Source organism: Synechococcus sp. R55.8 (assembly GCF_047461895.1).
Lineage (GTDB): Bacteria > Cyanobacteriota > Cyanobacteriia > Thermostichales > Thermostichaceae > Thermostichus.
In genome coordinates this window covers 8,515-21,675 of record NZ_JANSIB010000027.1, presented here as the reverse complement: position 1 = coordinate 21,675, position 13,161 = coordinate 8,515, and the positions used below count along the sequence as shown (strand labels likewise).

The following is a 13,161-nucleotide window of genomic DNA, read 5'->3' as shown; positions in this document are numbered from 1 at the left end:
GCCTTGCGGCGAACTTGTTCCCCTAGATAACGGATCCCTTTCCCCTTGTAGGGCTCCGGAGGCCGGACCGCTCGGATGCGGGCGGCAGTATTGCCCACCAGTTCTTTATCTGTGCCTGAGACAACAATGATGTTGTTTCCCTCAACGGCAATTTGGATGCCGGGGGGAAAGGGGATCTCCACAGGGTGACTGTAGCCGACGTTCAAAACCAACTTGCTGCCTTGGATGGCAGCCCGGTAGCCCACGCCCACCAATTCCAGCCGCCGCTCAAATCCCTTGGATACTCCATCGACCATGTTGGCGACCAAGGTGCGGCAGAGGCCGTGCAGTTGGCGGGCAGGACGAGAATCGTTGAGACGGCTGACCGTGAGCATCTGAGCGTTTTGCTGGACTGTGATCAAGGGCGGCAAACTGCGGGACAGTTGACCTTTCGGGCCTTTCACTGCAATGTGTTGGCCGTCGATCTGGATCTCCACCTTGGCAGGAAGGGCGATGGGGCGTCTACCGATACGGGACATGGGAAAAACTCCTGACCAGAGAAAACTTAAGGTCTAGTAGACAAGACAGAGGACTTCACCACCAATGCCCTGCTTACGAGCCTCCCGGTCGGTCATGATGCCGTTGGAGGTGGAGATGATGGCGATCCCAATTCCTCCCAGCACTCGGGGCAGCTCTTTGTGGTTGCGGTAAACCCGCAGGCCGGGTCGGCTCACCCGCTTTAGACCATTGATGATGGGCCTGCAGTTGCGGCCTTTGCCCTTGTACTTCAATCGCAACACCACTCGGGCTTGGATCCCTTCTCCCTCCTCCTTCCATTCGCTGACGAACCCTTCCTCATGAAGAACGCGAGCGATGCTGCGGGTCATGCGGGTGGCCGGAACTGCCACCGACTCGTGCCGAGCCATGGTGGCATTGCGAATGCGGGTGAGCATATCGGCGATCGTGTCGTTGGTGTGGGCCATCGGTGGGTCAGTGCTCCTCGGAAGATCGATGCAGATCAAGAGATGCAGATCAAGAAAAGTCAGGGTGGGCAACCTAGGAGGCAAAGGGCATGCCAAACGCTTTGAGCAGGGCACGGCCCTCTTCATCGGTTTTAGCAGTGGTCACAATGGAGATATCCATACCTCGCAACTGATCCACAGAGTCATAGTTGATTTCGGGAAAAATCAGTTGTTCACGGATGCCGAGGGTGTAGTTGCCTCGTCCATCAAAGGCTTTGGGGCTGACGCCGCGGAAGTCACGGATACGGGGCAGAGCAATGTTGATCAGGCGATCCAAAAACGCATACATGCGCTCCCGCCGTAGGGTTACCATCAGGCCAACCGGCATGCCCTTGCGAATCTTGAAGCTGGCAATTGCCTTTTTGGCGCGGGTGATCACCGGACGCTGACCGGTGATGGCGCTGATCTCGGCAATGGAGGATTCCAGAGCCTTGGCATTTTGGGAAGCTTCCCCCAAGCCGCGGTTGATCACGATCTTCTCCAGGCGGGGCACCTGATGGATGTTGGTGTAGCCCAACTCCTTTTGCAGCTTGGGGACAATGACGGTGTTGTAGTGGATTTGCAGACGCTGGGGCATGGTGGCTTCTCCTTGTGGCTCTGGGCTGGGTCAGAGCCAAACCAATGATGGAAAAAAGAATGTAATGCCTAGTCGAGGATCTCGCCTGTTTTCTTAAGGACGCGAACCTTGCGACCATCGGCGGTGATTTGATAGCCGATACGGCTGGCCACCTCCTGCTTCTTGGAATAGGCCATCACTTTGCAGACGGGAATGGGAGCTTCCTTGGTCTCAATTCGGCCACTTTCCCCTTCTCGCTGAGGTTTGCGGTGGTAGGTAACAATGTTAACCCCTTCCACCAAAACCATGTTGCGCTCGGGAAAAACGCGCAGCACCTCGCCGATTTTGCCCTTATCATCGCCAGAGATCACCTGCACGGTATCCCCTTGCTTGATACGCATTTTGTAGCGCAGGCTGTTGCGGTGCTTGCGAATGCCGGGGCGCCGAACTAGGCGCTGAATTTGGCTGGGTTTGAGGGGGCGAACCATCAGAGTACCTCCGGGGCCAGGGAGATGATCTTGGTGAAGTTTTTCTCCCGCAGCTCGCGGGCTACAGGGCCGAAAACACGAGTTCCACGGGGATTGCCATCATTGTTGATGATCACGGCAGCATTGTCGTCGAAGCGGATGCACATGCCGTCAGGGCGACGTACCGTATCGACGGTGCGGATAACAACGGCCTTGACAACATCGGATTTTTTGACGGGCATGTTGGGCAGGGCATCCTTGACGACACCAATGATCACATCGCCCAAGCTGGCGTAGCGACGGCCACTGCTGCCCAGCACGCGAATGCACATCATTTTGCGGGCGCCTGTGTTGTCGGCCACCGTCAGCATGGTTTGCTGCTGAATCATAGTTTCTTCACCTCCCTCAGGATTTCGGCAACTTGCCAACGCTTGGTGCGGCTGAGGGGACGGGTTTCCGTGATGCGCACCAGATCCCCTTCTTGACAGCGGTTTTCCTCGTCGTGGGCCTTAAACTTCTTGGTCTTGACGACGATTTTGCCGTACTTCGGGTGAGCGACCCGATTTTCTACGGCAACAACCACCGTTTTTTGCATCTTGTTGCTGACAACAATGCCAATCTTCTCCCGAACAGCCATTACTCCTCCTTGGTTGGGCGTTTGCCCCGCTTACGCTCTCCCTCCACAGTTAGTAGTTGCGCCAGCTTGTGTTTGCGCAGCCGGATGAGATGGGGCTGGTTCAACTGCCGCGTGGCCTGCTGCAAACGCAGCTCAAACAGCTCTTTCTTGACGGCGTAGATTTCGTTGCTCAGCTCTTCGTCCGATAAAGCACGGGCATCAGCAATTTTGGGCATGGGCATGGCTGAACTCTCCTCATACACTGCTGGTGGCCACCTCTGAAGCCGTTGCCTGGGCGGGCTCTGGCTTTTCAAAGTCGGCTTTGGTTACAAACTTGACCTTAATGGGCAGCTTCTGGGCGGCAAGGCGCATGGCCTCGCGGGCGATGGGCTCTGCCACTCCCCCCATTTCGAAGAGGATACGGCCCGGCTTGACGACACAAACCCAGTACTCAGGGTTGCCTTTGCCGGATCCCATGCGGGTTTCCGCGGCTCGCTGAGTAACGGGCTTGTCGGGAAAGATGCGAATCCAGATTTGGCCACCCCGCCGAACATAGCGGGTCATGGCTCGACGGCTGGCCTCGATCTGTCGAGCTGTAATCCAGGCGGGTTCTAGGGCCACAAGGCCGTATTCCCCAAAGTTGATGCGGTTGCCACGGGTCGCTTTGCCTTTCATGCGCCCGCGCTGTTGCTTGCGGTACTTGGTGCGTTTGGGGCTTAACATGGCCGTTCCTTAAGTCAACTGCGATAGGGATCCCTGGACGTTCCGGTGTTGGCCCTCAGGCCTCCTGAGCCGAGCGATCTTCAAAGGTGGGCCGCCGCCGCTGCTGCCGACGTTTGGGCTGTTGCAGGGGAAACTTCTGTTCGTGGCGTTCCTGCCCGGGCAGAACTTCCCCTTTGAAGACCCAGACCTTGACCCCGATGATGCCGAAAGTGGTGTGGGCGAGGTGCTCGGCGTAGTCGATGTCGGCCCGCAAAGTATGCAAAGGGATCCGCCCCTCCCGCGTCCATTCGGTGCGGGCAATCTCGGCCCCGTTCAGACGCCCGGCAATTTGGATTTTGATCCCTTGTACACCTGCCCGCTGGGCCCGTTGGATCACCTGGCGCACGATGCGGCGAAAGGCAATCCGCCGTTCCAACTGTTGGGCAATGTTTTCCGCCAACAAGGTCGCCTCGGCATCGGCACGGGTGACCTCTACTACATTGATGCGAATGGTTCGCTCGCCACCACCTCGTGAACCAGGGCTTTGTCCCGCTAGCGCGGACAGCTCTTTCTGTAGACCTTGGCGCAAAGTCTCTAGGCTGGATCCGCCCCGACCCACAACTACCCCAGGGCGAGCAGCCCGGATCTCCAGGTCAATTTGATCCGCTTTGCGTTCAATTTGGATATCGGCCAAACCAGCACTGCTCAGTTGCTTGGTCAGGTAGGTGCGAATCTGGTCGTCCTCCTGTAACAAGGCTGGGTAGCGGGCTGGATCGGCAAACCAGCGGCTGCGATGCTCCTTAATCACGCCGAGGCGGAAACCGGTGGGGTGGATCTTCTGTCCCATGGTGGTGTCGGTTGAAGGGTAAAGGGCTAGAAATACAGGAGGTTAAGAGGCCGTCGCCGCTTCAGCTTCCTCTATGGGCCGGACGGCGATGGTGATGTGGCAGGTGCGCTTGCGAATGGGGTATGCCCGCCCTTGGGCGCGGGGGCGAAACCGTTTCAGGACGGGCCCCTGATCAGCATAGGCCTGGCTGATCACCAGATCCCGAGGATCCAAGCCGTTGTTGTGCTCTGCGTTGGCCACCGCCGAGCGCAGCACCTTACGAACCGGCTCACAGGCAGCGTAGGGCATGAACTCCAAAAGAATCAGGGCATCGGCATAGGTGCGCCCACGGATCTGATCCAACACCCGCCGCACTTTAAAGGGGGACATGCGGATATAGCGGGCTACCGCTTTAACCTCAGGGGATGAATCGGCCATGGCCCTCTCCTTGCCTACTCGATACTTTCCTGTTCGTTATTCCTCTCAACGGCGAGCGGCTTTTTTGTCGCTCCCCGCGTGACCGCGGAAGGTACGGGTGGGAACGAATTCCCCCAGCTTGTGACCCACCATCTGATCGGTGATGTAGATGGGCACGTGTTGCTTGCCGTTGTGAACGGCGATGGTGTGGCCGATCATGACCGGCAAGATGGTGCTGGCCCGCGACCAGGTCTTGATCATGTGCTTCTCGTTGCGCTCGTTCATCTTCTCCACCTTGAGAAGCAGCTTGGCATCCACAAAGGGGCCTTTTTTCAGCGAACGTCCCATAAGAACCTCAACCGTTTGATAAGCAATTCACTGTCGAAAAAGCTTCGGGGAGCGAATGGCCAGCGGCTACTGAGCAGCCCTTCCGCCCTTGTCCCGGCGGCCTCCGCGACGGCGACCGCGCACGATGAATTTGTTGCTGGGCTTGTTGCGTTTGCGGGTCTTGTACCCCAGGGTGGGCTTGCCCCAAGGGGTGACAGGGGTACTGCGGCCTATGGGGGCTCGCCCTTCCCCGCCACCATGGGGATGATCCACAGGGTTCATCACCGAGCCACGCACCTTGGGACGGCGCCCCAACCAACGGCTACGACCCGCCTTGCCCAGGCTGATGTTGTTGTGGTCAACGTTGCCCAGTTGGCCGATGGTGGCGTAGCACTCGCCGCGGATCATGCGGACTTCGCCGGAGGGCAGCTTGAGGGAGACATATTTGCCTTCTCTGGCCACCACTTGAGCGCCAGCCCCGGCGGCGCGAACGATCTGCCCGCCGCGACCGGGATACAGCTCCACATTGTGAACCACCGTTCCCAAGGGGATCCGCTCCAGGGGCATGGCATTGCCGATCTCAAAGGGGGCCTCTGGCCCGGCCATGATGGTGGATCCCACCTCTAGGTTGCGGGGAGCGAGGATGTAGCGTTTCTCTCCGTCTTCGTATTCCACCAAGCAGATGTGGGCACTGCGGTTGGGATCGTACTCGACGGTTTTGACGGTCCCCGGGATCCCCCGCTTGTCACGGCGGAAGTCGATGATGCGGTAAAGCCGCTTGTGGCCACCACCGCGGTGCCGGCAGGTGATGACGCCACGGTTGTTGCGCCCTTTCTTGCGGTGAATAAATTGCAGCAGCGACTTTTCCGGTCTGGGCCGCTTGCCGTTCTCGTCACGGGACAGCTCCTCGAAGTCAGAGACCGTCATGTGACGGGTGCTGGGGGTGTAAGGTCGGAGAGTACGAATGCCCATGGCTCGGGTAGGGGTGGGGGATGGGATGACAACAACTCAAAAAGGGGGGTTAGGTGTCCGGGAAGAGGGTGATGGAATCTCCCTCCGCCAAGGTCACGATGGCTCGCTTGGGACGGGTGCGATAGCCAACGAAGCGGCCCACCCGCCGTTGCTTGCGCGGGAGCTTCAGGGTGTTGACGGAAGTAACTCGCACGCGGAACATTTCTTCGACGGCAGCTCGGATGAGCGGCTTGGTGGCGGTGGGCAGCACTTCAAAGACATATTTGCGCTGCTCCATCAAGGCGGTTGCCTTTTCGGTGATGACGGGGCGCAACAGGACGTCGGCCAGGATCCGCTTGCTCTCAGTCATCGCTTTCCTCCTCTGCTGGGGCTGCTTCGGCCTCTTCTACCGTTGACGGCTCTGCTCCTTGAGCCAGTTCTTCTGCTGGATCTTGGGGCTCTTCGGTTTGCTCTTCTGGCCCCTGCGGATCTGCTGGACGTCCTTGGAGGTCAGCTTGGTTTTCCTGGGCCTCAGGTTGGGCTGGGGTTTGCTCTGCTTCCTCGTGTTCGCTTTCTGGAACGGCCTGATCTTCCGGCCCATCTCCGGGCAGGGCCTGATCTCCGGCTATGTCGGCCTGAGGTGCATCCTCAGAGGGAGTCTCCAGAACTGCCGGCGCGGCGTCGGATCCCCAACGGGCCTTGAGCTGCTCTAGGGCAGAAACGGTGATCAGCACCCAATCGACGTTGAGCAGATCGAAAACGTTGATCTGATCCAGGCCGATCAGCTTAACGCGGGCGATGTTGCGCACGGCCCGCTCTACGGCTTCCGAGCGTTCGGCAACGATGAGCAGAGCCGATTGATCTTCCATCACCCCCCAGCGCAGCAAAGCCTGGGCCACAGCACGGGTTTTGGGCGGGTTGAGCTGCTCCTGGAAATCCTCCACGACGATCAGGTCTTCCACCCGACTTTGCAGAGCGGTGCGCAGGGCCAGTTGCCGTTCTTTGCGGTTCATGGCCAGGTTGTATTCCCGCTTGCGGGGGCCGAAGATCACCCCCCCTTTGCGCCAAAGTGGGGAGCGGATGGAGCCGGCACGGGCTCGACCGGTGCCTTTCTGCTTCCAAGGCTTGCGACCGCCGCCGCGCACCTCAGCTCGGGTCTTGGTGTGGGCGTTGCCCTGACGAGCATTGGTCATCTGCCGGCGCAGTGCCAGATAGAGGATGTGGGCGGCTGTTTCGGGACGAGCAACTTTAAGGCTCAGCTCCGCGCTGCCCACCGTTTCCCCTTGCCAATTTTTCACCACACAACTTGCCATGGTTTCCTCGTCTTTGCGGATGCGGGTCAGCCTTTGCCAGGGATCCCTCCTTAGCGCTTGTTGCCCACCTGCTTGGCAGGGGTGATCTCCAGCAGCCCTCCTTCTACGCCGGGCACGCAGCCCTTGATCACCAACAGATCCCGCTCCGGATCCACCTGCACCAACTGCAATTTGCGGGTGGTGACTCGGCCACCTCCCAGCCGCCCCGCCATGCGCATCCCCGGAAACACGCGGCCTGGGGTTGTACCGGCGCCAATGGAGCCCGGTCGGCGGTGGTTTTTGGAGCCGTGGGACATGGGGCCACGACCAAAGTGGTGGCGCTTTTGATAGCCGGCAAACCCTCGCCCGATGGAGGTACCGGCCACATCCACCAACTGGCCGGGGGAAAACATCTCGACGGTAATTTTCTGCCCCAACTGGTAGGCTTCTGGCTGGTCAACCCGGAACTCCCGCAGGTGGCGCAGCAGCTCTGTCACCCCTGCTTTGGTGAGGTGGCCCCGCTGCGCCCGCGTGAGATGCTTTTCAGTGGTGGGCAAGTAGCCCAACTGAATGGCGTTGTAGCCATCTGTGGCTTGGGTTTTGATCTGGGTCACGGTGCAAGGCCCCGCCTGCACGACAGTGACCGGAATGGCCAGCCCTTCTGGAGAGAAGATCTGGGTCATGCCGACTTTTCTTCCGAGGATGCCAAGTGCCACAAGAACCTCCAATCGAGCCTGCACGACTCGTTTTCATCAACTGAGAGCCAGCTCACTCCGACAATCGGCTAGCCGTTCGCGAAGCGGGCCGTAGGCCAATGGCTCAGTTAGCCGGATGGATAGGCATACAGCAATAGCGTGGCAGCAGGAAGCTCAAGACAAAGCTGAGTCTGCCGGCTGAGGCGAAAGGGCAAGGTAGGGATCCCCCGAGGCCAAGTTCAGCGCCGGCAACGCTGAGCCTCTTGCTTAGTTCACCCCCAAAGCTGCACGCCAAACTGCTTTTGTTGAGAGCTGCTCAGACTTACCTGCTAAAGAGGCAGTATCTGGTGTAGCAGCGCGCCGGGTCGCCAAAGCGGATGGACTCAGTTGGCAACGGAAAACAATCATAATGAAGCGAAGGCCCGTTTGTCCAGACTTTTGCTGAGAAAATGGGTTGGTTGGAGAGGCCGGAGAGGGTAAGGGCAGCTCAAGTGGAAGAAAAGAGCCATTGGCCAGGGAAGCCATCTCCCTTCCAAAGTGTAATGGGCTGGGCAGGCAGTGGGCTGACCCAGGCTTGTGTAGATCACTATCGGAGATTGTTGCAGGCAGGAGCCGATCCGGGCCGGGTCTTGTTTTTGGTGCGGAGTCAACGGCAAGCGGATGAGGTGCTGCGGCGCTTGCAGCAGTCCAGTTCGGGCTTGGTGGGGCCGTGGCGGATCGAAACGTTCTTGCAGCGGGTGGGACGCTCGTTGGCCGATCATTGGCCGCAGGTGTGTGCCCGCCTTCCTCAGTTGCCTCCTCAGTTTGAGCCGATCCCCTTGGCCAAAGATCTCACTCAATTTCTCTGCGAACGAGCCTGCGCTTTGTGCCCTCGGCATGGGGAAGCCTTTGCCGGGGTCGGGCTCAAGGAGTTCCAGATCTGGGATCAGATTAGCAGTGCTGCTTACATTGCGGGGGCTTCGGGTTTGTCGGCAGAAGTGGTGGGATCCCGGCTGGCCAGGGCTTGGCCGGAAGAGGCGGATCCACGGCGGGCAGAGGCCTTACAGGCAATGGGCTGCTGTGTGGGGCGGCTGTGGGAGGCAGCACTTCGGTTGGGATCCTTGGATTTTGGTCTGCAAATTCGGCTGTTTGGCGAACACATCCTGCCGCTAGCGGAGTTTTGGCAAGAGTGGGATCATCTGATCGTAGATCAGGCGGAAGACAGTTGCGGGGTGGCGCTGGAGTTTTACCGGCAGGGGCAAGCCCATTTGCAAAGCCAATTTTTCAGCTACACCCTCGGCGGCGGGGTCTCTTTGACCGGGATCCCGGAAGCTGTGGCCGACTTCTTGATGGAAAAAACGCAGGTTCGGTTTCTGGAGGGGAGCCATCGCGCTTCAGCAGGCATGATCCGCTTAGGGGTGCAGATTGCGCGGGTGTTGGATCCCCAGTTTTCTCATCCGCTGCCCGAGCCGAAGGGGGGAGGACTGCCGCTGGTGCAAACGCTGGAGGAAGAGACCCAGTTTGCGGCAGTGGAGGTGATGGTTGCCCAAATTCGCCGGCTTTTGGGGGCCGGGATCCCGGCCCATCGCATTGCTGTTTTGCTGCCCCGTATGGATGTGGGGGTGAGCCTGAGCTTGCAGGAGCAGTTGTCGGAAGTGCCGGTTTTGTCGATTGCCCCCTTCCCGGCGTTGATCCGCTATCCCTTGGTGCGGGCGGTGCTGACGGCAGCAGAATTGGCCCATCCCGAGTGGGGTGCTTTTCCCACTTTGCCGGCTTGGCGGCTGATGTTGAGCTGGGTGCTGGGGCTGGATCCCATCCGGGCGGCTCTGTTGGCCGAAGATACCTGGGATCCGGTGGGGCGTTCTCTGCGTCCCCGAACAGCAGTACGGCAGCCGGAGCGGGTGGGGTTTGCCAACCTGGAGCGCTACCAGCGACTGTTCGATTGGCTGCGCGGCTATCGTCCCGGCCCTTCATTGGCCGCTTTCTTCCAGCAGTTTTTTGCCGATCACTTAGCCCCGGCGATTGCTTCCCCTCAGGATCAAGAGCTGCTGCGCGTGTTGATGGAAGCGGCACGGCGGTTTCGCCAGGCCTTCCCCGCCGAAGGGGATCCCGCCTTTTTGGCCATGATCCGCTCGGGACAGACCCCCAGCAGCAGCCGCTTCGAGCCCGACTATTCCCGTTACTTGGTAGTTGCAACTCCGGGGGCCTACATCACTCGGGGTTTGGAGGCGGATTACCAATTTTGGTTTGATATCACCAACCCCAGCTGGTCCCGCTCCCTCTGGCATGTGCTCTACAACAGCCGTGTGCTGACGCCGGAATGGGACGGGGAGGTTTTCGATGCGGCGCGGGATTTACAGGCGCGTCAACAGATTTTGGCCCGCACGCTGCTGAACCTCTGTTGCCGCACTCAGAAGGGGCTGTGGCTGGTGCGCTCCAATTTTAATTATCGCGGCGAGGAGAACACCAGTATTCTGGACTACCTGATTTTGAAGGGGTTGAAGGCCATGGCAACCGCCGGCTAAGGGAGAGCCTATCCTGAAAGGGTGCTGGCAACTCAGGCCTCCAAGAAATCGGGGGATGCACTGCAGGAATGGTCAAAGGCAAGGGTTTTAGAAGAGCGGCGCAGCCGCCCCTCTTATTGTGGGGGTAGGAGTCGGCGGCAAAGTGTCTTAATCTTGTTTGAAACAACGATAAAGCAATACAGCAGAGCCTTTCCAAGAAATGGCTGGCCGGGATCCCTCTCAGGCAGGGGTAAGACTGATGACCTTGGGTGGCGCAGAGGGCCGGCGTCTCAAGCCGGCTGGAAACGGCTGTGGGCATTCCCTCTGTCTTCCAACACAGTCGAGTATCGAGTAGAGTGGGGGCGCCTGCTTTGATTTGGATTGGGTTTTATGAATCCAGCTACCCCTCCTGCTGCGCCCTCGTCCCGCCGCTTTCCCCTTCGTCCCGTAGCAATGGTGGCTCTCACTGCCGGCTTCTTGGCGGGGTTAGGAGCGGGGGGCTATGCCTTACTGCAGCGGCTACGGCTGCAGATGCACCGGGATCTGATCTTCTATCGGTACACCGTCTTTTCTGAGTTTGGCTATGGAGGCTCGCCAGCGTTCGATCCCGGCCAAAGTGATCGCTGGTTTCCTCTTACCTATCCGGTGTTGGCCCGCTGGGGGGGATCCGCCGACCCGAGCCGCCGCAGCTACGCCTTCTACACCTTGCAAAGCCATGGCCTGCCCTACAGCCGTTGGTGGTTGGAGGATCGGCTGCGGCAAAATTCGGCTCAGTTTTTCGCCCCAGCAGCTTTGTTCGGGGGCTATGACTACTCAAGCGGGCAGGAGATTGCGCCTCAATACGAGCTGTTTGGGCTGGATCGGCCAGAGTCGGTGCAGCGCCTCACCGAGCTGGCCTTGGCCGGGATCCAAGCCGATAGCCCCGAGTGGAGTTTTAATCTCAACTGGCTCAACAGCTTGCTGACCCAAGAAGAATTTCCCTTGCGAGATCAGGTCTACAGAGCGCTGCTCCCCGCCTTGGAAAGCAGCTCTCCGCAGCGGGCAAAGAAACTCTTGAGCGCCTTGCCCTACGAGGAGGAAAGGATCCCCTCTTGGGCGCTGTCGCAGGTGCAGGCGGTGCGGCAGCGGGTTGCGGGGAATGTTTCTCCATACACTGATGTTTATGGGCGTGCCGGCCAAGTGTTGATCCTAGAACAGCCGACGGTGCAAACGGTGCGCCCTTTGTACGAAGATTTACCGCCCCCATCCCGACACTTTTTTCTGCTGCAGATAGCGGATCCAGAAACTCTCCCCCCTGCCGCTCAGGTGTTGCTGCGCAGCGTGGTGGGCGATGATGCTGACCCGCAGCGGTTTTTGGCGGCGGCTCTTCTCTACTTAAAAGGGGATCCCAGCGGGGAGCCGCTGCTGCAGAAGGCTCTCAACGAGGACTTTGCCTCTCTTCACGGCATCGACGACCACCTGGTTTTGCTGCAGTTGGCAGAAGCTTTTCCCAATTCCCGCTTTACGCAAGCTTGCCGGGAATACGCCCGCATTCGGGGGGGCAGCTATTTTGGCCATTCCCTCTACAACCCCGAGACCGGCGAACCGATCCCGCGGCCTTTCCCCCCAGCAGAGGAAGAGACCCTTTGGCGGACTTGGCTGACCGTCTACCCGGATCATCCCGGTGCCGACGATGCCCTCTTCTGGCTGACACGCACCTTGGAGTGGCAGGGCAAAAGGGAAGAAGCACTGGTCCTTTTGGCCAATTGGCTGGCGGATCCCTTCGGCGATGGAGACATGCGCTACGTCTTGCGCCGCCGCCTGCTTTTGCTCTTAGACAGCGGTGCAACCCCCAGCGAGTTGCAAGCTTTTCTCGACCGCCACGGCGAGCATCCTCTGGCCGCCGCCGTCCGCTATGCTCTGGCGGTTCGCTTCGCCCGCGAACACCGCTACGACCTAGCCCTGCAGCTGACGGAAAATCTGGCTTTGGATGCTGTGTTGGATCGCTACCCCTTGCTGGATGGCGGCTACTGGCTGGACGACTGGGATCCCGTGCCCGCCAGCCGCACCCCTCTGCAACCGAAAATCCAGGCCCAACGAGAACGCTGGCGCCAATTGAGCCGTTGGCAAGCCCAATCCACTCCCCAACAACGCTATCAACTGGCCGCCCACTGGGCCGTTGCCGACGGTTGGCGCAATGGGTACCTGTGGCTGTTTAACCAAACCCGTGCCGGTGGCCTGAGTGGGGATGCTGATGGAAGCGCGCCGCCGCAACCAGCTTCCTCCAGTTCTCTATCGGACTATCAGCGGGCCAATCACCATGCTGTAGCAGCAGAGTTACTCGGCTCTGTGCTGGCGGATCCCACCGCCCCTGCCCATCTTCAGGAAGAAAGCCTGTACCGGCAGGTGCTGATCCTCTACCGCCAGTACACCACCTACCCTCCCGAGGAAACGGCAGCCATCTATCCGCTGCCGGGCTTCCCCCCAGGAGTGACAGAAGATACCAGCTTGTTCGACACGTCACTGCCGGACTACGTGGATCCTGGCAGCCTCAGCTACAGCTACTTTCTGGAAGCCAAAGCCCTGCAGGATGGCTATGCCCGCCAGGCGATCTACGCCGGCAATGAGCTGCTGAACCGCTTCCCCCAGAGCCGCTATGCCGGGGATGTGCTCATGGCTCTGTACGGCCTGACGGGAGATGTCGCCTTCCTAGGACGGCTGCTGACGCAGTTTCCTGATAGCGAGCGCGCTCTGGAGGCAGCGCTTGAGCTGGGGCCCGTCAGCCACTGAGTCTTTAAGCGTACCGCAGCTTTGCAGCTTTATAGCCTCTTCACAGAGCCTTCATGAAA

At 59.6% G+C, this 13,161-nt stretch carries 16 protein-coding genes and 1 pseudogene; 2 read left to right on the top strand and 15 right to left on the bottom strand.

What is annotated here, in order from left to right; genetic code table 11:
• From rplF to rplC, 15 genes and pseudogenes are all read right to left on the bottom strand, one after another.
• Positions 1-518, bottom strand: a 518-nt coding sequence (gene rplF / locus NW829_RS04445) for a 50S ribosomal protein L6 (RefSeq protein WP_414416524.1), incomplete at its 3' end; no start/stop codon positions are given.
• A gap of 33 nt (positions 519-551) precedes the next feature.
• Complete coding sequence (gene rpsH, locus NW829_RS04440) at positions 552-962, bottom strand: 30S ribosomal protein S8 (protein WP_011434165.1); 411 nt, start codon at positions 960-962, stop codon at positions 552-554.
• 73 nt (positions 963-1,035) lie between these two features.
• Complete coding sequence (gene rplE / locus NW829_RS04435) at positions 1,036-1,578, bottom strand: 50S ribosomal protein L5 (protein WP_414328930.1); 543 nt, start codon at positions 1,576-1,578, stop codon at positions 1,036-1,038.
• 68 nt (positions 1,579-1,646) lie between these two features.
• Positions 1,647-2,045: a 50S ribosomal protein L24 gene (rplX, locus tag NW829_RS04430; RefSeq protein ID WP_414389715.1), complete on the bottom strand. Its 399-nt coding sequence runs from the start codon at positions 2,043-2,045 to the stop codon at positions 1,647-1,649.
• Complete coding sequence (rplN, locus tag NW829_RS04425) at positions 2,045-2,413, bottom strand: 50S ribosomal protein L14 (RefSeq protein WP_011434162.1); 369 nt, start codon at positions 2,411-2,413, stop codon at positions 2,045-2,047. Before rplN ends, rplX begins: the two co-directional genes overlap by 1 nt.
• On the bottom strand, positions 2,410-2,661 hold the full coding sequence (gene rpsQ, locus NW829_RS04420; RefSeq protein ID WP_011434161.1) for a 30S ribosomal protein S17: 252 nt from the start codon (positions 2,659-2,661) through the stop codon (positions 2,410-2,412). The genes rplN and rpsQ overlap by 4 nt, the downstream gene beginning before the upstream one ends.
• Complete coding sequence (rpmC, locus tag NW829_RS04415) at positions 2,661-2,882, bottom strand: 50S ribosomal protein L29 (protein ID WP_011434160.1); 222 nt, start codon at positions 2,880-2,882, stop codon at positions 2,661-2,663. The genes rpsQ and rpmC overlap by 1 nt, the downstream gene beginning before the upstream one ends.
• A gap of 13 nt (positions 2,883-2,895) precedes the next feature.
• A complete protein-coding gene (gene rplP / locus NW829_RS04410) occupies positions 2,896-3,363 on the bottom strand; it encodes a 50S ribosomal protein L16 (protein WP_011434159.1) in 468 nt (155 codons plus the stop codon).
• Between the two features lie 55 nt (positions 3,364-3,418).
• The gene (gene rpsC, locus NW829_RS04405) at positions 3,419-4,189 is read right to left on the bottom strand and encodes a 30S ribosomal protein S3 (RefSeq protein WP_011434158.1); all 771 of its coding nucleotides are present in this window, start codon (positions 4,187-4,189) and stop codon (positions 3,419-3,421) included.
• 42 nt (positions 4,190-4,231) lie between these two features.
• The gene (rplV, locus tag NW829_RS04400; RefSeq protein ID WP_011434157.1) at positions 4,232-4,606 is read right to left on the bottom strand and encodes a 50S ribosomal protein L22; all 375 of its coding nucleotides are present in this window, start codon (positions 4,604-4,606) and stop codon (positions 4,232-4,234) included.
• Between the two features lie 45 nt (positions 4,607-4,651).
• The gene (rpsS, locus tag NW829_RS04395; RefSeq protein ID WP_414331934.1) at positions 4,652-4,933 is read right to left on the bottom strand and encodes a 30S ribosomal protein S19; all 282 of its coding nucleotides are present in this window, start codon (positions 4,931-4,933) and stop codon (positions 4,652-4,654) included.
• 66 nt (positions 4,934-4,999) lie between these two features.
• Positions 5,000-5,884: a 50S ribosomal protein L2 gene (gene rplB / locus NW829_RS04390; RefSeq protein WP_414413740.1), complete on the bottom strand. Its 885-nt coding sequence runs from the start codon at positions 5,882-5,884 to the stop codon at positions 5,000-5,002.
• A 49-nt stretch (positions 5,885-5,933) separates the two neighbouring features.
• Positions 5,934-6,233: a 50S ribosomal protein L23 gene (locus NW829_RS04385; RefSeq protein ID WP_414330452.1), complete on the bottom strand. Its 300-nt coding sequence runs from the start codon at positions 6,231-6,233 to the stop codon at positions 5,934-5,936.
• A 316-nt stretch (positions 6,234-6,549) separates the two neighbouring features.
• Positions 6,550-7,176 (bottom strand): annotated as a pseudogene (gene rplD, locus NW829_RS04380) (50S ribosomal protein L4); the annotation flags it as partial.
• Between the two features lie 50 nt (positions 7,177-7,226).
• Complete coding sequence (gene rplC / locus NW829_RS04375) at positions 7,227-7,871, bottom strand: 50S ribosomal protein L3 (RefSeq protein ID WP_414349597.1); 645 nt, start codon at positions 7,869-7,871, stop codon at positions 7,227-7,229.
• Positions 7,872-8,392: 521 nt separating this feature from the next.
• Here rplC and NW829_RS04370 point away from each other — a divergent pair.
• Positions 8,393-10,354: a hypothetical protein gene (locus NW829_RS04370; RefSeq protein ID WP_414416523.1), complete on the top strand. Its 1,962-nt coding sequence runs from the start codon at positions 8,393-8,395 to the stop codon at positions 10,352-10,354.
• Positions 10,355-10,723: 369 nt separating this feature from the next.
• Complete coding sequence (locus NW829_RS04365; protein ID WP_414416522.1) at positions 10,724-13,102, top strand: tetratricopeptide repeat protein; 2,379 nt, start codon at positions 10,724-10,726, stop codon at positions 13,100-13,102.
• Positions 13,103-13,161 lie beyond the last annotated feature (59 nt).

Excerpts from the sequence above, each read along its gene's own strand:
- rpsH (WP_011434165.1), bottom strand. The coding sequence starts at position 962 with ATGGCCCACACCAACGACACGATCGCCGATATGCTCACCCGCATTCGC.
- rplE (WP_414328930.1), bottom strand. The coding sequence starts at position 1,578 with ATGCCCCAGCGTCTGCAAATCCACTACAACACCGTCATTGTCCCCAAG.
- rplX (WP_414389715.1), bottom strand. The coding sequence starts at position 2,045 with ATGGTTCGCCCCCTCAAACCCAGCCAAATTCAGCGCCTAGTTCGGCGC.
- rplN (WP_011434162.1), bottom strand. The coding sequence starts at position 2,413 with ATGATTCAGCAGCAAACCATGCTGACGGTGGCCGACAACACAGGCGCC.
- rpsQ (WP_011434161.1), bottom strand. The coding sequence starts at position 2,661 with ATGGCTGTTCGGGAGAAGATTGGCATTGTTGTCAGCAACAAGATGCAA.
- rpmC (WP_011434160.1), bottom strand. The coding sequence starts at position 2,882 with ATGCCCATGCCCAAAATTGCTGATGCCCGTGCTTTATCGGACGAAGAG.
- rplP (WP_011434159.1), bottom strand. The coding sequence starts at position 3,363 with ATGTTAAGCCCCAAACGCACCAAGTACCGCAAGCAACAGCGCGGGCGC.
- rpsC (WP_011434158.1), bottom strand. The coding sequence starts at position 4,189 with ATGGGACAGAAGATCCACCCCACCGGTTTCCGCCTCGGCGTGATTAAG.
- rplV (WP_011434157.1), bottom strand. The coding sequence starts at position 4,606 with ATGGCCGATTCATCCCCTGAGGTTAAAGCGGTAGCCCGCTATATCCGC.
- rpsS (WP_414331934.1), bottom strand. The coding sequence starts at position 4,933 with ATGGGACGTTCGCTGAAAAAAGGCCCCTTTGTGGATGCCAAGCTGCTT.
- rplB (WP_414413740.1), bottom strand. The coding sequence starts at position 5,884 with ATGGGCATTCGTACTCTCCGACCTTACACCCCCAGCACCCGTCACATG.
- NW829_RS04385 (WP_414330452.1), bottom strand. The coding sequence starts at position 6,233 with ATGACTGAGAGCAAGCGGATCCTGGCCGACGTCCTGTTGCGCCCCGTC.
- NW829_RS04370 (WP_414416523.1), top strand. The coding sequence starts at position 8,393 with ATGGGCTGGGCAGGCAGTGGGCTGACCCAGGCTTGTGTAGATCACTAT.
- NW829_RS04365 (WP_414416522.1), top strand. The coding sequence starts at position 10,724 with ATGAATCCAGCTACCCCTCCTGCTGCGCCCTCGTCCCGCCGCTTTCCC.